This window comes from Pseudomonas sp. A-B-19, assembly GCF_019947515.1.
Classification (GTDB): Bacteria; Pseudomonadota; Gammaproteobacteria; order Pseudomonadales; family Pseudomonadaceae; genus Aquipseudomonas.
Genome location: NZ_JAGYGN010000008.1, coordinates 148,388 through 171,209 on the forward strand (window position 1 = coordinate 148,388; position 22,822 = coordinate 171,209).

Genomic DNA, 22,822 nt, shown 5'->3' on the forward strand with positions numbered 1-22,822 from the left:
CTCACATGCCCGGATCCTCATCAGGAGGCATCATGAACAAATGGCCACGCCTGGCGCTCAACGCCCTGGGACTGACTCTATCGCTGTCCGGCGGTGCTCTCGCGCAACTCGCCGCCGTCGATCCCGGCCCGTACACCTTTGCCACCGGGAAATTCCCGATCTGGTATCAGGACAACAATCTGTTGTCGATGGAGCTGTGCCAGTCCCGCGCCGCCAGCTCGCGGGTGCCCGCCAGTGTGCCGCCGGCCTACATGTGCACCCTGCTGCCGACACCAGGCATTTTCGACGACAGCCTGCCGATGGTGTTCCCGGACAACTGGCCGGACGAAGCCTTCTGGTTCCTCGCCGAAACCAGCATCCCCGACAACGCCGCGGGCTATGGCATGGACGCCTATGTCGCCGGGATCGAGGCTGCGTTTGCCGGCGGCAACCCGGTCGACGGCGACCAGATCAGCTTCGCGCGGATCCGCATGCGGGTGAACATTCCCACTGCCGGGACCTACACCATTACCCATCCCTATGGCGTGGAAACGGTCAATGTCACCACCCCCGGCCGTCGTGCGATCAACATCACCAGGGACATCGGCATCGGCGCACCGGGGGTTTTCAGCGGTGCAGTCAACGGTGCGATCGGACCATTCCTGCGCAGCGTCAACGGTCCCTACACCGAGGTGAACCCGGACACCGGCGCCATCGAAACCTTCGTCGGCGACCCGAACCTCACCGAAGCCGTGACCGGCAGCCCCAACAACACCAACTTCGTGCGCATCCAGGGTCCGGCCGGGACCCTTCAGACCAATCTCTTCACCCTGTCCGGCAAGGTGCTCGACAACCGCGCGCAAACCGCGGTGGACATGAGCCGAGCCACCTACCGCCGTACAGCCGGCACGGGCGGCAACAACACCCGGGTCGAAGTGTTTGCCCAGGCCGCCAACGGTTCGACCCTGTGCTTTCGCGAAAGCATTGCCCTGGTGCCCGGTCCGCCTGTGTCGCCTTGCCTGACCAACATGCCGGGCGATAACAACGGCGTGTTCTTTGGCCAGCATCTGCTGACTGACGGAACCGTGCCTGCGGTCGTGGTGGTCACCGCCACTGACCCCGCCGGGACCACCCGCCCGACGGCGGTATCGGGCAAGCTCTCGGACGTGGTGAAAATCCAGACCGCTCGTTACGACTGGAGCAACCACAGCCTGCTGATCGAAGCCACCTCCACCGACGAAGTGGTGGTACCGGACATGGTCGCCCAGGGTTACGGACGGCTGTCGAAAACCGGCACCCTGCAACGCCTGACGGCGGCTGACCTGAGCCAACCCCCTGCAACCGTGACGGTCAAGTCCGCCGCCGGTGGCAGTGACACCGAGCCGGTCGTAGTCGTCGGCACTGCACCGGACACCGGCGCGAATCAGGCTCCAATCTCGGTCGCCGATACTTCCAGCACCAGCTTCGGCGTGCCGATCACCCTCAATCTGCTGGTTAACGACAGGGACCCGGACGGCAATACGCCGCTGAGCATTACCGCGCTGACCCAACCGGCCGCCGGCCAGGGCACCGTGGCATTGAGCGGCACTACGGCGGTGGTCTACACCCCTCCCGCTGTCGTCAACGCGCCGCTGACCACAACCTTCACCTACAAGGCCCAGGATGCCAAAGGCCTGGCCTCGACGACAGCGGCAATCGTGACCATTACCGTGGCACCAAACCGGCCGCCGGTGGCAGTCGCCGATGCTGTCACGACACTGGGTGTGGCGATTCCGATCAACGTGCTGGCCAACGACACCGATCCGGAAGGCAACGTGCCGCTTGCGGTCGACAGCTTCACTCAACCCGCGGCAGGTACCGGCACCGTCAGCAGTAACGGCACAGTGCTCACCTACACCCCACCGGCCACCGTGACCACGGCCTTCACCACGACCTTCACCTACATCGCCCGGGACAGCTTCGGCGCCCTGTCGACATCCCCGGCCACGGTCACGGTGCAGGTCTCGCCACGGCCTGTTGCGGAAACCTTCGCAGTGACCACCGCAACGGTGAGCGCCCGCAACAATAACCGCTTCACCTGGAACTTTGCCGGCACATCATCGGTGACCACCGGCAATACCATCACCATCAAGGTGACCACTCCGAGCGGACTGGTCACCCTGGGCACCACCACCGTACCGGGGAACGGTCGCTGGCGGTTGACGGTGAACAACACCACCACAGTCGTTCCGTCGGCGAACCCGACCGCGACGATCACCTCGTCCCAAGGCTCCGTGCGAACGGTGCCGGTGATCGCCAACTGAGCCCGCGCCCCATTGGCCACGTTGGTTGATGGGGCCGGCTTCAACCCTATGGAAAACCGCGGCCTCGGGTGGGGGGCGCGGTTTTTTTGCCATGGGCAATCAGGTCGACCGGCCGGCCGCCTTCGCTGGCAAGCCAGCTCCTACAAAAGCAAAGGCAAGTCGGCGTACACAAACGCTCTTCACCACTCATCAGGCTGAGCGCCAAACATCGCGCTGACTGCGCGGTGTGTTGAATGGACGACTAACGCACCAGCCGCTCGGCCAACGCCTTGGCCTGGCTTGCCACATCGGTGACGGCAGTACTTTCCCACCACACTCCGCGCAACGGCGGGCCCATGGCAAACAGGCGGCGGGCGGGCTGACCCTCGGCGTTCAGAACAGCGCCATCGACCTCAGCCGCGATGCCCAGGGCCAAAGGCCCCGGCCGCACCAGGCCGCGGGCGAGCAATTGCCTGGGCAACGGTCGCGCGACCCGGCGCCAATCGTATTCGATACCGCTGGAGTTGATCAGGGCGGCACCGCTGACCACACAGGCCTGCGCCTCGCCGCGCCGTCGAAGGCGGATGCTCACCTCGCCATTGAGCGAAGGCTCAAGCCCCTTGAACGAGGCCGCGTGAATACGTAGCCGCCCTTCTTTATATAAGCGCTCCACCAGCTCGGCGCTCAAGGGTGGCGAGCGGTGGTGATGGCTTTCCCACCACGGCCGCACATGCCGCACGAACTGCCGACGTTGCACGTCCGTCGCCTGATGCCACAAGCGGCCGATGTGTGCCCGCACCGTGTCCAGTGGCGCTTGCCAGTCGATACCCTGGGCGATAGCGTCCCGGCAGTGTCGACGCAGTTCGCGCACCAGCTGGCGAGGTGTGCGGATGCTCAGGTCCTCAGCGAGAAAATCCACCCAGGCCGGAGGTTGGCGTCGCACATGGGGCAACAGACCATGCCGGGAAAACACTTCGAGCGGCCCACGATGCCCGGCCTGTTCCAGGGACACCACGGCATCGACCATGGTCAGGCCCGAGCCGATGATCATGATCGTTGATTGCGGATCGAGCTGCTGCATGGCCGTCACGTCCCACGGATCCAGGGCGGCCGCATTCAAGCCGCTGGATTCGGTTTGTGGCGTGCGCGCGGCGGGAAACATTCCGGTGGCCAGCACCGCAAACGCGCCCTGCACGCATCGGCCATTGCTCAAGGTCAACCGCACGGCGTCGGCATCGGTTTGCAAATCGACCGCCTCAGCCTGCACATGCTCGACCGTCGAACCGTTCAGTGCACCCACCGCCTGTGCTTCGGCCAGACGCTGCCGGGCGTACAGGCCGAATATGCCCCGTGGTGGAAACAGTTCGCTGATGGGTACAGGCTGCTGATCCGATTCCGGCCAGCCGCCCGCCTCGATGTACCCGGTCAGCCATTGGGTCAGGTCGTCGGCGTTGTCCGGGTCGACACTGATCCGCGCCGCATTGCCGTTGAGCGTATGGCCCAACTCCACCGCGCTGTAGGCTTCGCCCCGCCCCAACTCGGCCCGGGGCTCGATCACCAGCACCCGACGCCGGCCCGGCAAACGCATCAACTGCGCCGCCAGCATCGCGCCACTTAGGCCGCCGCCGACAATCAGGATGTCGGCGTCATGGGTCAAGGTCTGGTCCATCGTGCTCTCCCTGTTCAGATCACCACATTACGCACAAAACGCGCCGCCACCACCCCGTCGTTGCGATAACAGTGCGGCTGGTTGCTGGCGAACATGAAGAATTCCCCCGCGGCGATAGGCTGCGCCTGGTCGCCGAGCATCACGGTCAGGCAACCTTCGAAGACGTAAATCTGCTCGCTCCAGCCATCGGCGTCCGGCTCCGACGGATACACCTCACCCGGTTGCAGACACCACTCCCACTGCTCGACTTCGCGGCTCGCCTGGGCCTTGGAGAGCAGCACCGCTTTGCTGCCCGGGATCGTGCCGGTCCAGGCCAGTTCATTGATACGGCTGGGATCTCGGGCGTCGGGGGCCTGGATCAAATCACTGAAGGCAACGTCGAGGGCTTCGGCCACGCGGTCGAGGGTGGTCAGGCTGACGTTCTTTTCCCCCGCCTCGATCGCCACCAGCATTCGGCGGCTGACCCCGGACTTTTCCGCCAGCGCGCTCTGGCTCAGCTCGGCGGCATGACGCAAACGACGGACGTTTTGACTGACGTGCTGGAGGACCGAAGCCCGTTGGGTAGAATCTTTGTGCACTATATTGCTCACTGGGTGGGGTTGGGCAGTATACTGCGCAACATTCGACGCATTGTGCGTCCCCCTCCAGTAGCGTGCAAGGTCATGACGTCGGTGAACTCCCCAAAGGCTTCCTCCCGTTTCACAAGGTTCAGCAAGGCCGAATGCGTGCTGGTGCTGATCACCATGATCTGGGGCGGTACCTTCCTGTTGGTACAGCATGCGATGACCGTCAGCGGCCCGATGTTTTTCGTCGGCCTGCGCTTTGCCGCCGCCGCAGGCATCGTCGCCCTGTTTTCCTGGCGTCACCTGCGCGACCTGACCTTGTTCGAACTCAAGGCCGGGTCGTTCATCGGCGTGGCGATCATGCTCGGCTACGGCTTGCAGACGGTCGGACTGCAAAGCATTCCCAGCAGCCAGTCGGCATTCATTACCGCGCTGTACGTCCCGTTTGTGCCATTGCTGCAATGGCTGGTGCTGGGGCGGCGCCCGGGATTGATGCCCAGCATCGGCATCATGCTGGCCTTTACCGGGTTGATGCTGTTGTCCGGGCCGTCCGGTGCGTCGTTCAATTTCAGCCCCGGCGAAATCGCCACCTTGATCAGCGCTGTGGCCATTGCGGCCGAGATCATCCTGATCAGCACCTATGCCGGCCAGGTCGATGTACGCCGGGTGACGGCGGTGCAACTGGCGGTGACTTCGGTGCTGTCGTTCCTGATGGTGGTGCCGACCAACGAGGCGATTCCGGATTTCTCATGGCTGTTGCTGTGCAGCGCCTTGGGCCTTGGGGCGGCGAGTGCGGCGATTCAGGTGGCGATGAACTGGGCACAGAAAAGCGTGTCACCGACCCGCGCCACACTGATCTATGCCGGTGAGCCCGTATGGGCCGGGATTGTCGGACGCATCGCCGGGGAACGCCTGCCGGCGATTGCCCTGCTCGGGGCCGGATTGATTGTGGCGGCGGTGATAGTCAGCGAGTTGAAGACCAAGGGTAAAGCCACAGCGGCTGATGAAGTGCTGGAAAGCGAAAGCGGCAACTGAAGCATAAAAATCAAAAGATCGCAGGCTGCGATCTTTTTTGCCTGCCAATGAAACAATGTAAATCAGGGCATTTCCGTCCACCGTGCAGGATTCTGCGACAGCTTGGCGTTTGGTGATCCGGGAGCTGGCACGTATGATGCTTCACAAACTTCCGCAGATTAGAAACCTATGTCCCTGATAGTTCTACTGCTTCTGCCTTTCATAGGCAGCTGTTTGGCGGCCGTATTGCCGCACAATGCCCGTAACGCCGAATCCCTGCTGGCTGGCCTGATCGCCCTGATCGGCACCCTTCAGGTCGCCTTCCTGTACCCGCAGATCGCCCATGGCGGCGTCATTCGCGAAGAGTTTCTCTGGTTGCCCAGCCTGGGCCTGAACTTCGTCCTGCGCATGGACGGTTTCGCCTGGCTGTTCTCCATGCTGGTGCTGGGCATCGGCACCCTGGTTTCGCTGTACGCCCGTTACTACATGTCGCCGAACGATCCGGTGCCGCGATTTTTCGCGTTTTTCCTGGCCTTCATGGGCGCCATGCTCGGACTGGTGATCTCCGGCAACCTGATCCAGATCGTGTTTTTCTGGGAGCTGACCAGCCTCTTCTCGTTCCTGCTGATCGGCTACTGGCACCATCGCGCCGATGCCCGACGCGGTGCCTACATGGCGCTGATGGTGACCGGCGCGGGCGGTTTGTGCCTGCTGGCGGGGGTCATGCTGCTCGGCCATGTGGTCGGCAGCTATGACCTGGACCAGGTCCTGGCCGCCGGTGACCTGATTCGCGCCCATGCCCTCTACCCGATCCTGTTGCCCCTGATCCTGATCGGTGCCTTGAGCAAAAGTGCGCAATTCCCCTTCCATTTCTGGCTGCCCCACGCCATGGCCGCGCCGACGCCCGTGTCTGCGTACCTGCACTCGGCGACCATGGTCAAGGCCGGGGTCTTCCTGCTCGCGCGGCTATGGCCATCGCTTTCCGGCAGTGAACAATGGTTCTACATCGTCAGCGGCGCCGGTGCCTGCACCCTGTTGCTCGGGGCGTACTGCGCAATGTTCCAGAACGACCTCAAGGGACTGCTGGCCTACTCGACCATCAGCCACCTCGGCCTGATCACCCTGCTGCTCGGCCTGAACAGCCCGCTGGCCGCCGTCGCCGCGGTGTTCCACATCCTCAACCACGCGACGTTCAAGGCCTCGTTGTTCATGGCCGCCGGCATCATCGACCACGAAAGCGGCACCCGCGACATCCGCAAACTCAGCGGCCTGTACAAGCTGATGCCGTTCACCGCCACCCTGGCCATGGTCGCCAGTGCCTCGATGGCCGGCGTACCGTTGCTCAACGGTTTCCTGTCCAAGGAAATGTTCTTCGCCGAAACCGTGTTCATCAACGCCACCCGCTGGGTCGAACTGAGCTTGCCAATCGTGGCAACCATTGCCGGTACCTTCAGCGTGGCTTACTCACTGCGTTTCACCGTGGATGTGTTCTTCGGTCCGCCCGCGACCGACTTGCCCCACACACCCCACGAGCCACCGCGCTGGATGCGCGCGCCGGTCGAGTTGCTGGTGTTCACTTGCCTGCTGGTGGGGATCTTCCCGGCCCAGGTGGTCGGCCCGCTGCTCGCGGCGGCGGCACAACCGGTGGTCGGCGGCACGCTGCCCGAGTACAGCCTGGCGATCTGGCATGGCCTTAACGCGCCAATGATCATGAGCCTGATCGCCTTGTCCTGCGGCACCGCGCTCTATCTGCTGCTGCGCAATCAATTCAAGCGCGGGCGCTTCGACCGTCCGCCCGTCGTCGGTCGCCTGGACGGCAAGCACCTGTTCGAATACACGCTGGTTGCGATCATGCGCCTGGCCCGGCGCCTGGAAGCGCGGATTGGCACCCGGCGCCTGCAAATGCAGTTGTTCCTGGTGGTGTTCGCCGCCGTGCTGGCCGGGTTGATCCCCATGCTGCACAGCAGCCTGCACTGGGGCGACCGGCCGAAAATCCCCGGGTCGATCGTGTTCGTCACCTTGTGGTTGCTGGCCATCGCCTGCGCCCTTGGCGCGGCCTATCAAGCCAAGTATCACCGGCTCGCGGCCCTGACCATGGTCAGCGTCTGCGGCCTGATGACCTGCGTCACCTTCGTCTGGTTTTCCGCACCGGACCTGGCCCTGACCCAACTGGCGGTCGAAGTGGTGACCACGGTGCTGATCCTGCTGGGCCTGCGCTGGTTGCCACGACGGATCGAGGAAGTTTCGCCGTTGCCCGGCAGTCTGCGTCGGGCGCGGATACGGCGGATCCGCGACTTGCTGCTGTCGACCGCGGTCGGTGTCGGCATGGCATTGCTGGCCTACGCCATGCTCACGCGCCAGACCCCCAACGATATTTCCTCCTTCTACCTCAGCCGCGCCTTGCCCGAAGGGGGTGGCAGCAACGTGGTCAACGTGATGCTGGTGGACTTCCGTGGTTTCGACACCCTCGGTGAAATCACCGTGCTGGTGGCGGTGGCCCTGACTGTATTCGCCCTGCTGCGCCGCTTCCGTCCCCCGAAAGAAAGCCTGCAACTACCGGCCCAGCAACGCTTGCTCGCACCGGACGTGGTCACCGACCTGGTCAACCCGCGTCACGCCAGCGACACCGCGCTCGGTTTCATGATGGTGCCGGCGGTGCTGGTGCGCCTGCTGTTGCCGGTGGCGCTGGTGGTGTCGTTCTACTTGTTCATGCGTGGGCACAATCAACCGGGCGGCGGCTTTGTTGCGGGGCTGGTGATGTCGGTGGCGTTCATCCTGCAATACATGGTCGCCGGCACACAGTGGGTCGAGGCGCAAATGAGCCTGCGGCCACTGCGCTGGATGGGCACGGGACTGATGATTGCCACGGCCACAGGCCTGGGCGCGATGGTCGTCGGCTATCCGTTCCTGACCACCCACACCTGGCATTTCTCGTTGCCGCTGCTGGGTGACATTCACCTGGCCAGCGCGCTGTTCTTTGACATCGGCGTGTACGGCGTGGTGGTCGGTTCGACCCTGTTGATCCTCACCGCCCTCGCCCACCAATCGGTGCGGGGTCACAAAACCGCTGCCCAGCCTAAGTCCGTTGCCATCAAGGAGGTCGTCTGATGGAAGAAGTCATCGCAATCGCCATCGGCGTACTGGCCGCGTCCGGCGTCTGGCTGATTCTGCGTCCACGGACGTTCCAGGTGGTCATGGGCCTGTGTCTGCTGTCCTACGGCGTCAACCTGTTCATTTTCAGCATGGGCAGCCTGTTCATCGGCAAGGAACCGATCATCAAGGACGGCATCCCTCAGGACCTGTTGCACTACACCGACCCGTTGCCACAAGCCCTGGTGCTGACGGCGATTGTCATCAGCTTCGCCATGACCGCGTTGTTCCTGGTGGTGTTACTGGCCTCCCGTGGCCTGACCGGCACTGACCATGTGGATGGCCGGGAGCCCAGGGAATGATGGCGATGACTCACCTGATCGTCGCGCCCATCCTGCTGCCGTTGCTGACCGCCGCGATCATGCTGATGCTCGGCGAGAAGCACCGGCCGCTGAAGGCGAAGATCAATCTGTTCTCCAGCCTGCTCGGGCTGGGCATTGCCGTGGCGTTGTGGCAATGGACACAAACCACCGGCGTGCCCGGCTCCATCGGCGTGTACCTGCCGAGCAACTGGCAAGTGCCGTTCGGCCTGGTGCTGGTGGTCGATCGCCTGTCGGCGCTGATGCTGGTGCTGACCGGCATCATCGGCGTCTGTGCCCTGCTGTTTGCCATGGCCCGCTGGGACGGCGCCGGTTCGAGTTTTCACGCGCTGTTCCAGATCCAGATGATGGGCCTGTACGGCGCGTTCCTCACCGCTGACCTGTTCAACCTGTTCGTTTTCTTCGAAGTGCTGCTGGCGGCGTCCTACGGATTGATGCTCCACGGCTCGGGCCGGGCGCGGGTGTCGTCGGGGCTGCATTACATCTCGATCAACCTGTTGGCCTCGTCGCTGTTCCTGATTGGCGCAGCGCTGATCTATGGCGTCACCGGCACGTTGAACATGGCCGACCTGGCGGTAAAGATCCCGTTGGTGTCCGCCGCTGATCGCGGCTTGCTGCACGCCGGCGCGGGGATTCTGGCCGTCGCGTTTCTGGTCAAGGCCGGCATGTGGCCACTGAACTTCTGGCTGGTGCCGGCCTATTCGTCGGCCAGCGCGCCGGTGGCGGCGATGTTCGCGATCATGACCAAGGTCGGCGTCTATACCTTGCTGCGCCTGTGGACGCTGCTGTTCTCCGCCCAGGCCGGGGCATCGGCATTCTTTGGCGGTGAGTGGCTGATCTACGGCGGCATGGCAACCATCGTTTGCGCTGCCTTGGCGATCCTCGCCGCGCAACGCCTGGAGCGCATGGCCAGCCTGAGCATTCTGGTGTCGGCGGGCATTCTGTTGTCGACCATCGGGTTCGCCCAGCCGAACCTGGTCGGCGCGGCACTGTTCTACCTGTTCAGCTCGACCCTGGCATTGAGCGCACTGTTCCTGCTGGCCGAACTGATCGAACGCTCGCGCTCGGCCAACGAAGTCCTGCTCGACGATGAAACCGAACTGCTGCCCCGGCCACTGGGATCCCTGCATCCGCCCAAAGGCATCAACCTCGACGACGAGCAAAAAGCCGTGGTCGGCCAGGTGATTCCCTGGACCATGGCGTTTCTTGGCCTGAGTTTCATCGCTTGCGCCTTGCTGATCATCGGCATGCCGCCGCTCTCGGGGTTTATCGGCAAACTCGGGTTGATCGGCGCCCTGCTCAATCCGCTGGGCCAGGGCAACAACGGCGACGCAGCGATTTCCAACGCTGCGTGGGGCCTGTTGGTGTTGTTGATTGTGTCCGGGCTGGCATCGCTGATCGCGTTCTCGCGCCTGGGCATCCAGCGTTTCTGGACGCCTGCGGAACGGCCATCACCCCTGTTGCGACGCCTTGAATGCATACCGATCTTCGCCCTGCTGGGCTTGAGCATTGCGCTGACCTTCAAGGCCGATCCGCTGCTGCGCTACACCCAGGCCGCCGCCGATGCCTTGTACAACCCGCAGCAATACGTGATGGCGGTGCTCGACACGCGCGTCGTACCGAACCCGCCGGCCCATGTGACCCCACAGGAGGTGCAGCCATGAAGCGCCTGTTTCCGGCACCGCTGCTGTCGCTGGCCTTGTGGCTGCTGTGGTTGCTGCTGAACCTGTCGATCAGCCCCGGCAATCTGCTGCTGGGTGCGGTGCTGGGGTTTTGTGCACCGCTGATGATGCGCAGGCTGCGTCCGCTGCCGGTGCGCATCCGTCGTCCCGGGGTGATATTGCGCCTGGTCCTGGTGGTCGGGCGCGATGTGCTGGTGTCCAACCTCGCCGTAGCCTGGAGCGTACTCAATGCCGGTCGCCGCCCGCCTCGCTCGCGATTCATCAAGGTGCCACTGGACTTGCGCGATGCCAACGGCCTGGCCGCGCTGTCGATGATCACCACGGTGGTGCCCGGTACGGTCTGGTCGGAGCTGGCGCTGGACCGCAGCATTCTGCTGTTGCACGTCTTCGACCTGGACGATGAGGCGCTGTTCATCCAGCACTTCAAGGCGGCCTACGAACGTCCGTTGATGGAGATATTCGAATGAGCCCGCTGCTGTCGAGCGCGATCCTGCTGAGCCTGTTCTTCTTTTCCCTGGCGATGATCCTGACCCTGGCCCGCCTGTTCAAGGGGCCGTCGGCCCAGGACCGGGTCCTGGCGCTGGACTATCTGTATATCGTCGCGATGCTGATGATGCTGGCGCTGGGTATTCGCTATGCCAGTGACACCTACTTCGAGGCGGCGCTGCTGATCGCCCTGTTCGGTTTCGTCGGCTCGTTCGCCCTGGCGAAATTCCTGCTGCGTGGTGAGGTGATCGAATGAATACGCCATTGTCGTTGTGGGTGGAAATCCCGGTGGCGATCCTGCTGGTGCTCGGCAGTCTGTTTGCCTTGATCGGCGCCGCGGGCCTGTTGCGCATGAAGGATTACTTCCAGCGCATGCACCCACCGGCCCTGGCCTCGACGCTCGGGGCCTGGTGCGTGGCGCTGGCTTCGATCATCTACTTTTCGGCGCTCAAGTCCGCGCCGGTATTGCACGCCTGGCTGATTCCGGTCCTGCTGGCGATCACCGTACCGGTGACCACCTTGCTGCTGGCCCGGGCGGCGCTGTTTCGCAAGCGCATGGCCGGGGATGATGTGCCGGCCGAGGTGAGCAGTCGGCGGACCGGGAGCGATAGTTAGACCAGGGATTTGTATTGACTGGACCGGCCTCTTCGTCGGATCGCCGCCCGGACCAAGCCCGCTCCTACAGGAGATTTGTGAGCGACACAGCCCCCTGTAGGAGCGGGCTTGCCCGCGAAAGCGATAGACCAGCCACTACATGTCTCAGACCCAGGCCACCGCCAACAACCCTGCCCCCAGCACCACACACAACGGCGAGTAGACCCAGGTATCCAGCCGGGCAAATTTCGAGCCTTTGACCTCTTTGAAAAAGCCCACCAGCTCCGAATCGCCAATCGCCCGGGCAAACAGCAAAATCGCAATTGCGCTGATCACCCACTGCAACGACCAGTGATGCAACGGTGGCAGCCACCAACCCACCCGCAAGCACACCAGCGCGGCAATCGACAGCAACAGCCCGGCCACCACCAGCGTGATCCAGCCTCGCGGCTTGAACGCCGGCCTCAGCTGCACACTGCCCTCCTGCGGCACTTGCGGGACCGCCGCCACCGCCGCCCACTCGCCACCCAACGCCCAATACACATGCACCAGACTGATCGCGGCGAAGATCGTCACCAGCGACTGAGCCAACAACAGGGTCATGGTTCAGAAATCCTTGAAAGGGATATGAACTGAACATTGTAGGAGCTACTGCAGGCTGCGAGGTTTTGATTTTGCTTTTTTATGACAAAGATCAAAAGATCCCGGCCTGCGCCAGTCCCTACAGGGCTGCGGAGACTTTATCCGCCACGTCCTTGGGCAGCCAGGCCCTCCAGACGTCCGGATGAGCTTTCATGAACGCCTGCGCCGCCTGACGCGGCGGTGTATGTTTCTCGCTCATCTCGGCCAGCGCTTTGTTCAGCGGGTCGATCGGAAAGTCGACCTTGGCGAAGAACTCGGCAATCTGCGGATACTGCTTCTGGAAGGGTGTGGACACACCGATGGACAGTTTGGAGGCCAGGGAACGGGTCGGCTGTGGGTTGGGGTTATCGGCGTCGGTCAAGGTCTTCCAGGCCTCGGCGTTGAACGGTGGCTCTTCGAGTTGAATCAGCTTGAAGCGGCCGAGCAACGGCGTGGGCGACCAGTAGTAAAACAGTACCGGCTTGCCACGATGAATGGACGAACTGATCTCGGCATCCAGTGCCGCACCCGAACCGCTGCGGAAGTTCACGTAGCTGTCGTCCAGCCCATACGCCTTGAGCTTCTGCTTGTTGACCACTTCCGAGGTCCAACCGATGGGGCTGTTGAGGAAACGCCCCTTGGTCGGGGCTTCCGGATCCTTGAACACGTCTTTGTAACGCGGCAGGTCGCTGACGCTGCGCAGGTCCGGCGCCAGCGGCTTGATGCCCTTGGCCGGGTCGCCCTTGATCACATATTCCGGCACCCACCAGCCTTCGGTAGCGCCCTTGACCGTGTCGCCGAGGCTGACGACTTTGCCTTCGGCTTCCGCCTTGACCCAGACCGGACTGCGACCGGCCCACTCTTCGCCAATGACCTGGATATCATTGTTGGCCAGCGCGGTTTCCAGGGTGATGGTGGTGCCCGGCAAGGTGTCGGTCGGCAGCCCATAGCCCTTCTCGACAATGATGCGCAGGACATCGGTAATCAGGCTGCCGCTTTCCCAGTTCAGGTCGGCGAAATGGATCGGCGCCTGGGCGGCAAACACCGGGGCGGGTGTCGCCAGTAGACCGAAAGCGACCAGGACAGCAGCCAGCAACCGTCGAAATCCGTTCATGCTTTTGCACCTCGTGCTGTTCACAGCAATAGCAGGATGGCCTGGCAGTAGACCGCGAAGCCTCTGAATACTCAGTTCACTGACTGTAGTAGAGGTTCCTGCTTTCGAGGTGCGTGGATCAGTTTTCGCAGGTTTGCTGCAAACGCATCAGCTCGCGCCTGACCATGCTGGCGTATGCCGCCGGTTGCAGTTGGTAAAGCTGTGACGCCACCCAATTCAGCCAGGCTCCTTGCAGAATGACCTTCTGCCCGAACAGCCGCCGCGCTTCGTCTTGAGCGCTGGCCAGGTTCTGTTCGTGGAAATCGGCGCGGGTCAGGGTCATCACTCGCTGGCCTTGAAGGTCACCAGTTCGCCCTTGCGCCACTTGGCCGCTTTGGCGGTCACGGCTTTGAGAGTCTTGGTCAGGCCTTCCTGCAGCTGTTGATGGGCGGCAAACACCATCACCACGCTGTGACCTTCCTTGAACACTATCCCCTGACCGTCGGCCGTGGTCACGAAGGCGTAATCGCCAATTCCGTAAACCGTCAGTTTGATGTCGCGGAACCTGATGTCCAGCTTGCCGCCTTCACGACTGGGCAGCACGGACGCGCTGAAATGATCGCCGACCTTGAGTTTGAGTCCGGGCTTGTCGTCCACCACCAGGGCTGATTCGGTGTCGATTTCGGCAATGTAGATGCCTTCAGCGTTCTGTTCGGTGATGTAAACGAAACGTGACTGAAACTGCTTGACCAGCTTTGCGCGCAAATCACCCAGTACGAACAAAGCATGCATATCGAGATTACTTACTGCCAAGGAAACATCCCCATATCTGAAAAATGGTGCCGTGCGCGAAAAATAAACGCACAGCCAAAAAAGCGGCAATGCCGAAGGTGTCGCCAAAGAACCCGGATTGAAGTCCTGAATGAGCAGTGCGCTCACTCATCACGAAGCTTGAGAAGACTACTGGAACGTCACTCGCGTCGTCCTGCCTGGTGTTCGTCACAGGCTGAAGGAAAACACCCTTCCTGATGCCAGAAAATCATGGACTATCAACTTCGGGGAAAAATCTCATCAAGAAAAAATCTTTTCCTACATATCGTCCGCAAAAAATTGCTTTAGATAAACATCGATTCCCCACCAGTGAGGGTAATTCTAGAGCAGCGATGCTCTTGGAGACTAGCCAAAACGACGTACATACGTCGATAAAACCACGAAAAGGACTTCATATGTGCACGCTGACTCACTTTGCCTATCCCTTGATGCCTGACACGCAAACACCACCGATCTCGCACCCGATACGCTTGCGCCCCCATGAACCGCGTCTCGATGTCCCGGCCCGCCCGCGATTTCGGGTGGTGATGGCAGGCATTGCCTTCTTTCATATCAAGGATATTTCGACAGGCTGCGTAAGAGGTTTCCGAGCGGATCATAATGAAGCCTGCGCCCTCGCCCGGTTTCTTGAATCAAATTGTTGACATGCCCGCCGCACTCATCCCCATTGACGTTTCGTCTGCCCGCCGACTTATCTCAGCTGTCGACGGGCAACTACTGCCATACTGCCAGCCCAAAAAAACGGATCCGCAAAAATCGGGTCGCGTTGACAACAACAATGTATTTCCAGGGGAAATCTGCAACGTGACGGAATTTGATATCGGCGAGTTTTTTATCCGGGGTGAAGCCAGAGAAATCGACGGTGAATTCCAGGCCGTGATTGTCATGCGAGCCAAACCACCGCTAAAGACAGTGACGTATCACCAGGTCGAGAAAGATCGCTGGTTCAAAACCCCGGATGTCGCCACCAATGCGGCCCGGGAATCGGCCAGGGAACTGAAGGCGGCGGTCGATGCGGGCGCGCTGATAGTCTGATTATCGGGTTGGCGGTGCCCGACAGCCCAGGTTTTCTAACGCGGCTTTTCCGGTTTGTAGCCCAGGCGCAAACCGCCCCAATGCCGGCCCTTGAGCATGATCGGTACCGAGAGATCATGCATCAACTCGCCGGTGTCGCGTGTATAGGTTTGCAGCAGCACGGCCTTCTGATGGCTGCCACAGCGGATGCCAGTGCGGTCAGCGAACTTGCGTTTGGTCCGGTTCTGCAAGGCATCGACCTGCGCGTCCCCGGTCAGCGGCTGGCTGAACGCCTTGTTATGGGTCGGCACATAACCCTGCTGAGTGCAGGCGATGGCGAACACCAATCCTTCGTGACGCGGTAACAACGGTTCCTGGATCGTTGGCAGAACCTGATCGGTGTAGCGGTCGAAACGCGTCTGGTACTTGGCCGGGCTGGTATTGGGAATAGTCTGGTAATTGCGGTCGAACAGATCGTCGAGACTGATTCGACCGGCATCGATATCCGCCTCGAATCGCGCTGCAATCTGCGTAGCGCCTTCGCGTGCCAGGTCATAGATCCGCTGGTGATAGTCATCCAGCCCCACCTCGGCAAGACGCTCGCTGATGGTTTCGGCCTGCCCTTCCATTTGCACCGCCGCATGGGCCAGGCGTTGAGTCTGCTGGTCGCTGACCGCCAGGTCGCTGCGCATCTGTTCGATGGCGTGGAACAGGCTGTCGAGCTGTTCACGGTTGGTGTCAGCCCCCTGGGCAATTTCTCCGACCTGGGACTCGACACTGGCCGCCAGACGGGCAATGTTCTCCAGGTGCTGTCCCGTCTGTTCGACCTGCTCGACCCCTGTGTCGAGGTCGCTGGACAGCTGGCGGATCTGCTCCACCACCTGCGCGGTGCGTTGCTGGATGTCGGCCACCATTTCGCCCACTTCGCCCGTGGCAGTCGCCGTGCGTGCGGCAAGCCCGCGAACCTCGTCGGCCACCACTGCAAACCCGCGGCCGTGCTCCCCCGCCCGCGCCGCTTCTATCGCTGCGTTCAACGCCAACAGGTTGGTCTGGCTGGCGATGGACTGAATCACCAGGGTCACGCGCTGAATATCATCGCTGCGCAGGCTCAAGGCTTCGATCAGTTCACGGCTGTTGCTGGCGCGCTGGCTGAGCTGATGCATGCGCGCAATGGACTCGATCAGTTCCGTACGCCCCACCGCGCCACTTTGATGAGCCTCGCTGGCGGCCCTCAGCGCCTGGCGACTGAGCGTCGAGGTGGCCTGTTCGGTGGTGATCATGACCTCGGCGTTGCTGACGATCTGTGCCGCCGCCGTGAGCTGCGATTGCAGTTTGTCCGCCAGTTGCCGAACCGAGAACGCCACGCCAGCAGCTGACAGCGCGTTATGGCTGGTGGTGTAGGAAAGATCGCGAGTCAACTCGCCAATGGCATCGGCGTTGACGGGGCAAGCAGCCTCAGGGGTCGCGCGCGAGCGCAGGCGAGGCAGCCAGACAATCAATACGGCCAGGGGCAGGCCAAGGTAAAGCGGCCATCCGCCCAGCGACATGCCACTTAACAACAGCATCAGGGCGATGCTTTGCAGCGTTGGCGTCAGCCAGCGGTTTTTCGGCAACAGCACGGGTGCGGGCACTGCCGCAACCAGAGACCCGTCTCTCGTCATCATCGTTACCCCGGAAAGCTTCTAATTGTTGTCTTCGCATTAAACGCCACTATAAAGCCATTATCCATGAGCCTTTAGTCGCGAATGCTGCAACAGATCAATAGAACAACCGGGAAATCGAAGACGGCAGAAAACGAAGATCGCAGCCTGCAACAGCACCCTACTTCAATTACGTAGGAGCTGCCGCAGGCTGCGATCTTTTCAAAGGCAGTCCACCTTGATGGACTGCCTCGCAGAATCAGGCCTGACGCTGGTGCTTGTCGATTTGCTCGTGACGCTCTTGAGCTTCGATGCAGTACTTGGTGGTCGGGCTGATCAGCAGGCGCTTGAGGCCAATCGGCTCGCCGCTGTCGTCGCACCAGCCGAAGCTGTCTTCCTTGATGCGCTCAAGGGCTTGTTCCAACTGAGGCAGCATGCGCTGGTCGCGATCGATCGCGTTCACCAGCCAGGTGCGCTCCTCTTCGACCGAAGCCGCGTCTGCCGGATCAGCCGGAGTGTCCAGGCTTTCGATGGCAATGCGATTCTGTTCGATGCGCTCATGGGTTTCGACTTTCATGTTCTGCAACAGCTCGGAGAAAAAAGCATGTTGCTCGGCATTCATGTAGTCATCCGCCGGCATGGCCAGCAACTTGTCCTTTGTCATTGATATCTCTATAAAAAAACGTGCATTAAGGCGAATAAGGGAGCGTTCCGGCTGACCTGGGCAGGCCATCGGAAAGGCGCCGTTTGTTCCAAGCGCCACCCGGCACTCAATTTACGAGGGGCGGCAGTCTAAGGCCGACTTGAGGCCTCAGCAACTGAAAAGACAGCGAATTTGTCCGACAAAGCCCTGAAAATGCTCTACGGCAGGCTTTGAGGCGGTAATCGGAGTGCGTTTATAGCAAGAAATTCAGTCCAACGGCTGTATATAGATGACAAACGGCCTGTACCGGGCATATTCACGGTCATTTGCAGGGCTGCGAACCTCAGCTAAGGTTGTCCCTCCCGAAATGGCCATATAAAGGAAAGGACCATGAAGCTGATCGGTATGCTGGATTCGCCCTATGTCAGGCGCGCGGCCATTTCCGCCAAATGCCTGGGAATCGCCCTGGAACACCGATCGGTCTCGGTGTTCCGCCACTTCGAACAATTCCAGCAGATCAACCCGGTGGTCAAGGCGCCCACGCTGGTGCTGGATGACGGTGAGGTGTTGATGGATTCGACGCTGATCATCGACTACCTCCAAACCCTGACCGAAAACAGCCTGATGCCCGTCGAACCGGGTCAGCGCCTGCGTGCGTTGCGCCTGATTGGCCTGGCGCTGGCCGCCAGCGAAAAGTCCGTGCAGCTTTACTACGAACGCAACTTGCGGCCGGCGGAGATTCAATTCGAACCCTGGGTGCAGCGGGTCGAAGGACAGCTGACGGCGGCCTATTCGGCGCTGGAGCGGGAGCTGGAAAAGCAGCCGCTGAAGACTGACGGTTCGATAGAGCAGGACGGCATTACCCTGGCCGTAGCCTGGAGCTTCACCAATCTGGTAGTGCCGGATCAGGTGAGTGCGGCGCAGTTTCCGCGGATCGCAGCGTTCACGGCGTATGCCGAGGGGCTTGAGGTGTTTATCAGTACGCCGATTGACTGACCGATTCATTGTGCCTGATCTGCCGTCATCGTCGGAACGCCGCCCGGAGCAAGCTCGCTCCCACAGTAGTCTGCGTCGTACGTGGAATTTGTGTACGACCTCAATCCATGTGGGAGCGAGCTTGCTCGCGATGGCGTCGTGTCAGTCGACACATGAATTGCCTGTCAGCCCGCTATCGCGAGCTAGATGAAAGTTAATTTATTAAGTCGCGGGCAATTCTTGGCAAAATGCTCGCAACTTCGTAATGAACTGTTTATCAGGCCAGCTCTATGACCCGCATATTGACCATCGAAGACGACGCCGTGACCGCCCGGGAAATTGTCGCCGAACTGAGTAGCCACGGTCTCGACGTCGACTGGGTCGACAATGGCCGCGAGGGGCTGGAACGTGCGGTCAACGGCAACTATGACCTGATCACCCTCGACCGCATGTTGCCCGAGCTCGATGGCCTGGCGATTGTCACCACGCTGCGGACCATGGGTGTGGCCACGCCGATCCTGATGATCAGCGCACTGTCCGACGTCGATGAGCGCGTGCGCGGCTTGCGTGCCGGCGGCGACGACTATCTGACCAAACCCTTCGCCACCGATGAAATGGCCGCCCGGGTCGAAGTCCTGCTGCGCCGGCAGAACACCGTGACCGCCCAGGCCACTACCCTGCGGGTGGCGGATCTGGAGCTCAATCTGATCAGCCACGAAGCCAGCCGCGACGGTCAACTGCTGACGCTGTTGCCCACCGAGTACAAACTGCTGGAATTCCTGATGCGCAATACCGGGCAAATCCTCTCGCGGATGATGATTTTCGAAGAAGTCTGGGGTTACCACTTCGACCCCGGCACCAACCTGATCGACGTCCACATTGGCCGTCTGCGCAAGAAGATCGACCCGCCTGGCAATGCCCCACTGATTCGGACCGTGCGAGGCTCGGGTTATGTCATTGCCGAACCCGTCTAAAGGCTGGCGCTCTTCCAGCAGCCGTTTGCTGGCGCTCTACAGTTCGCTGTTCGTGATCTGGAGCGGGATCCTCATGGGGGTCATGTACTACGAGGTTTCCGCTTACCTGGACAACCTGGCCAAGCATTCGCTGATGCAACGCCAGCACCTGTTTTCGCGCTTCTCGGGCGAGCAACTGGTGGACGCCCTCGCCGTCAGCATGACCTTCGATATCCGTGGCATCGACGCCTACGGCCTGTTCGATGCCCGGCACCGTTACCTCAGCGGTGCCCTGCGCTACATTCCGGACGGCTTGCCGCTCGATGGCAAGATCCACACGCTCAGCGACTGCGCCGAGTCCGACGACCCGACCCTGCCCAATGACAGCTGCGACGCCGTGGCGACCCAGACCCGCGACGGTTGGTGGCTGATTCTGGTTCGCGACAACGGCTCGCTGTTCGCCGTCACCCGGATCATCCTTCACGCCCTGTTCTGGGGAGTGACCCTGACCATCGTGCCGGGCATCGTCGGCTGGTCTTTACTGCGGCGCCGGCCGTTGCGACGCATTCGCGGGATCCAGGCCAGCGCCGAAGCCATCGTCGCTGGCGACCTGAGCCGGCGTTTGCCACTGTCCAACCGGCGTGACGAACTGGACATGCTCGCCGCCATCGTCAACGCCATGCTCGAACGCATCGAGCGCTTGATGAACGAGGTCAAGGGCGTGTGCGACAACATCGCCCATGACCTGCGCACGCCCCTGACCCGTCTGCGCGCGCAGCTTTACCGCATGCAGCAGCAAGCCGGCGAAGGTTCACCGCAGGCCATGCAACTGGACCTGGTGCTGGCCGAGGCCGACACGTTGATGGCGCGTTTCCGTGGTTTGTTGCGGATTTCCGAACTGGAAGATCGCCAACGTCGCTCCGGATTCGTGCAATTGGACCCGGTGTCGTTGTTGCAAGAGCTGCATGAGTTCTATCTGCCCCTGGCGGAAGACGGCGGCCTGGCGTTCCAACTGCACCTGCCCGCGTCATTGCCCCCCCTCCATGGCGACCGCGCACTGCTGTTCGAAGCGGTGGCGAACCTGCTCAGCAACTCGATCAAATTCACCCCGCCCGGCGGCGCGGTGACCCTGCGCGGGGTCAATGCTGACGGGCACACGCGGATCGAAGTGCTCGACTCCGGCCCGGGCATTCCCGAGGCGGAACGTGAGGCGGTGTTCCAGCGTTTTTATCGCGCCGAAGCGGGCAATCAAAAAAGCGGCTTCGGGCTGGGGCTGTCTATCGTTGCGGCGATTGTCAGCCTGCACGGGTTCACCCTGGAGGTGGGCACCAGCGAACTAGGTGGCGCGCAGCTGGTGCTCGATTGTCGGGAGAGTCTGATTCCTCAAGCCCGATAAAAATCTGCCTGAACTGACACAAAACCTGTGGGAGCGAGCTTGCTCGCGATGGCGGTGTATCAGGTAAAAATGTATCACCTGACACGCCACTATCGCGAGCAAGCTCGCTCCCACAGGGGATTGGTGGTGTTTTCCGCTGGGGGGATCAGGCGGGGTAATTGGCCCGCAGCGCCTCAAGCCCACCCTGATAGATACCGTTAAACAACGCCTCCACTTCTTCGTTGCTCACACCCACCGGTTCGAACCGCCCGGACCAGGTCACCCGCGCGCCCTCGCCTTGGGCTTGAACCTTGATCGTCGCCAGATAATCAGTCGCCGGAAAGTGTGCCTGCAAAATCGAGTAGCTGTAGGTTTTGCCGGCGTTGTCGAAGGCTTGCAGGCGTTCGACCACCACCGCACCGTCCGCCGTTTGCAGGCTGCGCACCCGCCCGCCTTCGCTGAGTTCGCTCTTGGGAATGAGCGGCAGCCAGTCCGGCAGCGAGTTGAAACCGCCAATCAATTGCCAGACCTGTTCGGCCGAAGCCGGGATGTCGATGAAGGCTGATGCTGTTGCCATGAAATATTCTCTCTAATCAATAAGATTCAGATGGCCAGGCTGTCGACGACACCGCCGTCGACCCGCAAGGCAGCACCGGTGGTGGCCGAGGATAACGGCGAAGCGATGTAGGCCACCAGATTGGCGACCTCTTCGACATCCGCCACGCGCTGGATGATCGAGGTCGGCCGGGCCTTGCGCACGAACGCATCGGCTTCGTCCCGGGCACTACGCCCGGATTCGGCGGTGGCGTCCTTGAGCATGTCTTCCAGGCCATCGGTAAAGGTTGGGCCGGGCAGGATCGCGTTGACCGTCACGCCGGTGCCGGCCAGGCGCTTGGCCAGGCCATGGGACACCGCCAGGTTGGCGCTTTTGGTCACGCCGTAGTTGATCATGTCCGCCGGTGTCGCCACGCCGGATTCCGAAGACAGGAAGATCACCCGCCCCCAGCCCTGCTTGACCATCTGCGGTGTGTAATACCGCGACAGACGCACGCCGGAGATCACGTTGACCTCGTAGAAGCGTGTCCACTCACTGTCCGGGGCGTCGAAGAAATCCACCGTGTTGAAGATCCCCAGGTTGTTCACCAGGATGTCCGCCCGAGGCTCGGCTGCGAACAATCTTTCGGCGCCTTCGGCGGTACCGAGGTCGGCGGTCACGCCGCGCAATTGCGCGCCGGGTACGCGTTGGCGAATGCTCGCCAACGCCTGTTCGACCTTGGCCGTTTCGCGGCCGATCACCACCACCGTGGCGCCGGCCTCGGCCAGTGCCTGGCTGATGCCCAGGCCAATGCCAGCGGTGCTGCCGCTGACGATCGCGAGTTTTGCGCTCAAATCAATCTTCATGTTCAAGCTCCAATGAGGGGTAAGGGTGCACGCTCGGAAACCAGCTTCGCCTCACGCATCGCCTGCCAGAACGCAGCGCGAATCACCGCGGCCACTGCCGGGTTGGCCAATGAGAATTGCAACGCCACAGCCTTGATATCAACGCCGTGGACCGCCGCGATGCGTTTGATCTGCTCGACCTTGCCGATGATCGTCGGGCTGGCCTTCAGGTATTCGAAGTGTGCGCCACCGGCCAGAATGCCCGAACTGTACGGGCCGCCGACCACGATCTCGAGGTTCTGCGCCAGGGCAACGTCCATCAAGCGCTGTAAGGCGCGTTCATGGCCCAGAAGAGTGTAGCGACCCGCCAGCAGAAAACCGTCCGACTGCGCTTCGCTCAGATCAAACTTCACCGCGCCTTTATGGGCGGCGTGGCACCGGATCAACCTGCGGCCTCTGGTGGAGTCATTCAGGAAGGTGCTGACGAAGCCTGAATCCACCTCATCACTGTGGGAGCGAGCTCGCTCCCACAATCGATTGGTGTCGTACGCAGCATTT

The 22,822-nt window shown here is 61.7% G+C and carries 23 protein-coding genes and 2 pseudogenes; 14 read left to right on the top strand and 11 right to left on the bottom strand.

What is annotated here, in order from left to right:
- The first annotated feature begins 32 nt into the window (after positions 1-32).
- Positions 33-2,282 (top strand): Ig-like domain-containing protein, encoded by a 2,250-nt coding sequence (locus KGA81_RS11685; protein ID WP_223545946.1) that lies wholly within the window; start codon positions 33-35, stop codon positions 2,280-2,282.
- Between the two features lie 241 nt (positions 2,283-2,523).
- On the opposite strand, the gene KGA81_RS11690 is transcribed toward KGA81_RS11685, so the two are convergent.
- Positions 2,524-3,930, bottom strand: coding sequence for an FAD/NAD(P)-binding protein (locus KGA81_RS11690; RefSeq protein WP_223545947.1), 1,407 nt, complete (start codon positions 3,928-3,930; stop codon positions 2,524-2,526).
- A 14-nt stretch (positions 3,931-3,944) separates the two neighbouring features.
- On the bottom strand, positions 3,945-4,508 hold the full coding sequence (locus KGA81_RS11695) for a helix-turn-helix domain-containing protein (protein WP_223545948.1): 564 nt from the start codon (positions 4,506-4,508) through the stop codon (positions 3,945-3,947).
- On the opposite strand from KGA81_RS11695, the gene KGA81_RS11700 reads away from it, so the two are divergent.
- The 7 genes from KGA81_RS11700 (at position 4,503) to KGA81_RS11730 (ending at position 11,760) form a co-directional block, all read left to right on the top strand.
- The gene (locus KGA81_RS11700) at positions 4,503-5,528 is read left to right on the top strand and encodes a DMT family transporter (protein WP_223545949.1); all 1,026 of its coding nucleotides are present in this window, start codon (positions 4,503-4,505) and stop codon (positions 5,526-5,528) included. The genes KGA81_RS11695 and KGA81_RS11700 overlap by 6 nt on opposite strands.
- A gap of 168 nt (positions 5,529-5,696) precedes the next feature.
- Positions 5,697-8,615: a monovalent cation/H+ antiporter subunit A gene (locus KGA81_RS11705; RefSeq protein ID WP_223545950.1), complete on the top strand. Its 2,919-nt coding sequence runs from the start codon at positions 5,697-5,699 to the stop codon at positions 8,613-8,615.
- Positions 8,615-8,959 carry a Na+/H+ antiporter subunit C gene (locus KGA81_RS11710; RefSeq protein ID WP_008020558.1) on the top strand — a complete coding sequence of 115 codons (345 nt, stop codon included), beginning with the start codon at positions 8,615-8,617 and terminating at the stop codon, positions 8,957-8,959. Before KGA81_RS11705 ends, KGA81_RS11710 begins: the two co-directional genes overlap by 1 nt.
- The gene (locus tag KGA81_RS11715) at positions 8,956-10,641 is read left to right on the top strand and encodes a monovalent cation/H+ antiporter subunit D (RefSeq protein WP_223545951.1); all 1,686 of its coding nucleotides are present in this window, start codon (positions 8,956-8,958) and stop codon (positions 10,639-10,641) included. The genes KGA81_RS11710 and KGA81_RS11715 overlap by 4 nt, the downstream gene beginning before the upstream one ends.
- Complete coding sequence (locus KGA81_RS11720; protein WP_223545952.1) at positions 10,638-11,126, top strand: Na+/H+ antiporter subunit E; 489 nt, start codon at positions 10,638-10,640, stop codon at positions 11,124-11,126. The genes KGA81_RS11715 and KGA81_RS11720 overlap by 4 nt, the downstream gene beginning before the upstream one ends.
- On the top strand, positions 11,123-11,401 hold the full coding sequence (locus KGA81_RS11725) for a K+/H+ antiporter subunit F (protein WP_223545953.1): 279 nt from the start codon (positions 11,123-11,125) through the stop codon (positions 11,399-11,401). The genes KGA81_RS11720 and KGA81_RS11725 overlap by 4 nt, the downstream gene beginning before the upstream one ends.
- A complete protein-coding gene (locus KGA81_RS11730) occupies positions 11,398-11,760 on the top strand; it encodes a Na+/H+ antiporter subunit G (RefSeq protein ID WP_223545954.1) in 363 nt (120 codons plus the stop codon). Before KGA81_RS11725 ends, KGA81_RS11730 begins: the two co-directional genes overlap by 4 nt.
- 144 nt (positions 11,761-11,904) lie before the next feature.
- On the opposite strand, the gene KGA81_RS11735 is transcribed toward KGA81_RS11730, so the two are convergent.
- From KGA81_RS11735 to KGA81_RS11750, 4 genes are all read right to left on the bottom strand, one after another.
- The gene (locus tag KGA81_RS11735) at positions 11,905-12,342 is read right to left on the bottom strand and encodes a DUF3995 domain-containing protein (protein WP_223545955.1); all 438 of its coding nucleotides are present in this window, start codon (positions 12,340-12,342) and stop codon (positions 11,905-11,907) included.
- Between the two features lie 118 nt (positions 12,343-12,460).
- A complete protein-coding gene (locus KGA81_RS11740) occupies positions 12,461-13,474 on the bottom strand; it encodes an ABC transporter substrate-binding protein (RefSeq protein WP_223545956.1) in 1,014 nt (337 codons plus the stop codon).
- Between the two features lie 118 nt (positions 13,475-13,592).
- Positions 13,593-13,796 carry a hypothetical protein gene (locus KGA81_RS11745; protein WP_223530986.1) on the bottom strand — a complete coding sequence of 68 codons (204 nt, stop codon included), beginning with the start codon at positions 13,794-13,796 and terminating at the stop codon, positions 13,593-13,595.
- Positions 13,796-14,245 (bottom strand): hypothetical protein, encoded by a 450-nt coding sequence (locus tag KGA81_RS11750; protein WP_172435400.1) that lies wholly within the window; start codon positions 14,243-14,245, stop codon positions 13,796-13,798. The genes KGA81_RS11745 and KGA81_RS11750 overlap by 1 nt, the downstream gene beginning before the upstream one ends.
- 434 nt (positions 14,246-14,679) lie before the next feature.
- On the opposite strand from KGA81_RS11750, the gene KGA81_RS11755 reads away from it, so the two are divergent.
- Positions 14,680-14,928: a hypothetical protein gene (locus KGA81_RS11755; RefSeq protein WP_223546051.1), complete on the top strand. Its 249-nt coding sequence runs from the start codon at positions 14,680-14,682 to the stop codon at positions 14,926-14,928.
- 160 nt (positions 14,929-15,088) lie between these two features.
- A complete protein-coding gene (locus KGA81_RS11760; RefSeq protein ID WP_223546053.1) occupies positions 15,089-15,319 on the top strand; it encodes a hypothetical protein in 231 nt (76 codons plus the stop codon).
- A gap of 35 nt (positions 15,320-15,354) precedes the next feature.
- Here KGA81_RS11760 and KGA81_RS11765 read toward each other — a convergent pair whose 3' ends face one another.
- Both KGA81_RS11765 and KGA81_RS11770 read right to left on the bottom strand, forming a co-directional pair.
- Positions 15,355-16,962: a methyl-accepting chemotaxis protein gene (locus tag KGA81_RS11765; RefSeq protein WP_411736551.1), complete on the bottom strand. Its 1,608-nt coding sequence runs from the start codon at positions 16,960-16,962 to the stop codon at positions 15,355-15,357.
- A gap of 235 nt (positions 16,963-17,197) precedes the next feature.
- On the bottom strand, positions 17,198-17,602 hold the full coding sequence (locus tag KGA81_RS11770) for a TraR/DksA family transcriptional regulator (RefSeq protein WP_007935965.1): 405 nt from the start codon (positions 17,600-17,602) through the stop codon (positions 17,198-17,200).
- A 369-nt stretch (positions 17,603-17,971) separates the two neighbouring features.
- On the opposite strand from KGA81_RS11770, the gene KGA81_RS11775 reads away from it, so the two are divergent.
- The 3 genes from KGA81_RS11775 (at position 17,972) to KGA81_RS11785 (ending at position 20,905) form a co-directional block, all read left to right on the top strand.
- Positions 17,972-18,577: a glutathione S-transferase gene (locus KGA81_RS11775; protein WP_223545957.1), complete on the top strand. Its 606-nt coding sequence runs from the start codon at positions 17,972-17,974 to the stop codon at positions 18,575-18,577.
- Positions 18,578-18,846: 269 nt separating this feature from the next.
- A complete protein-coding gene (locus KGA81_RS11780) occupies positions 18,847-19,530 on the top strand; it encodes a response regulator transcription factor (protein ID WP_046043625.1) in 684 nt (227 codons plus the stop codon).
- Complete coding sequence (locus tag KGA81_RS11785) at positions 19,508-20,905, top strand: sensor histidine kinase (RefSeq protein WP_223545958.1); 1,398 nt, start codon at positions 19,508-19,510, stop codon at positions 20,903-20,905. The genes KGA81_RS11780 and KGA81_RS11785 overlap by 23 nt, the downstream gene beginning before the upstream one ends.
- 145 nt (positions 20,906-21,050) lie before the next feature.
- On the opposite strand, the gene KGA81_RS11790 is transcribed toward KGA81_RS11785, so the two are convergent.
- The 3 genes and pseudogenes from KGA81_RS11790 to KGA81_RS11800 all read right to left on the bottom strand — a co-directional run.
- On the bottom strand, positions 21,051-21,461 hold the full coding sequence (locus tag KGA81_RS11790) for an SRPBCC family protein (RefSeq protein WP_223545959.1): 411 nt from the start codon (positions 21,459-21,461) through the stop codon (positions 21,051-21,053).
- 26 nt (positions 21,462-21,487) lie between these two features.
- On the bottom strand, positions 21,488-22,285 hold the full coding sequence (locus KGA81_RS11795; protein WP_223545960.1) for an SDR family NAD(P)-dependent oxidoreductase: 798 nt from the start codon (positions 22,283-22,285) through the stop codon (positions 21,488-21,490).
- A 2-nt stretch (positions 22,286-22,287) separates the two neighbouring features.
- A pseudogene (locus tag KGA81_RS11800) lies at positions 22,288-22,668 on the bottom strand (aldo/keto reductase); the annotation flags it as partial.
- A gap of 1 nt (position 22,669) precedes the next feature.
- On the opposite strand from KGA81_RS11800, the pseudogene KGA81_RS11805 reads away from it, so the two are divergent.
- Positions 22,670-22,762, top strand: a pseudogene (locus KGA81_RS11805) (LysR family transcriptional regulator); the annotation flags it as partial.
- Between the last annotated feature and the right edge of the window lie 60 nt (positions 22,763-22,822).